The organism is Caballeronia sp. GAFFF2 (assembly GCF_023631485.1).
Taxonomy (GTDB): domain Bacteria; phylum Pseudomonadota; class Gammaproteobacteria; order Burkholderiales; family Burkholderiaceae; genus Caballeronia.
On the sequence record NZ_JALQDA010000093.1, the window covers coordinates 1 to 738 of the forward strand.

The 738-nt window shown below is 54.1% G+C and carries 1 pseudogene; it reads left to right on the forward strand.

The features are described 5' to 3' along the window. A pseudogene (locus NCT04_RS34255) lies at positions 1-738 on the forward strand (IS3 family transposase); the annotation flags it as partial.

The following is a 738-nucleotide window of genomic DNA, read 5'->3' on the forward strand; positions in this document are numbered from 1 at the left end:
TGGCAACTGGGAACACGCATACGACGAAGGCGGCAACCGGCTTGTCGCCGTACGCCTCCGTGCGCCGCCCAAGAATGAAAAAGCCGTCAACTAAAAAGCCTCAGCCGAAGTCATATGATGGCAGCTCCCCTAGCCGCAAAGAGTTGCTGGCAGAACTGGATCATCTTCGAATGGAGAACGCATACCTAAAAAAACTCGACGCCTTAGTTCAAGCGAAGAAGCAAGAAGCGCAGCAGTAAAAGCGCGAATCGTGCTTGAACTAAGGCAACAATATCCACTCGCTGGCTTGCTCAAGGTGGCGGGCCTGGCACGGAGTACCTTCTATTATCAGAAGAAGGCGCTCGGGATTGCCGACAAGTATGCAAGCCTGAAGGTCCGGATTCGCTCGATCTTTGACGAGCATAAGGGGCGGTATCACTATCGCCGCATCACTGCCGTGATACGGCAAGAAGGCACCAAGATCAACCACAAGACAATTCAGCGCCTGATGGGTGAACTTCGGCTGAAGTCGTACGTCCGGTTGAAAAAGTACCGTGCATTCAGAGGCGAGGTGGGCCTTGCGGCACCGAACATTCTTGAACGGCGATTCGATGCGAAGCGTCCGAACGACAAATGGGTAACTGACGTCACCGAGTTCAATTTCGGTGGCGAGAAGCTGTATCTCTCGCCCGTTCCCGACCTGTACAACGCCGAGGTTATCGCTTTCGAGATAGCCCGACGACCTCTGTTCGACATGGT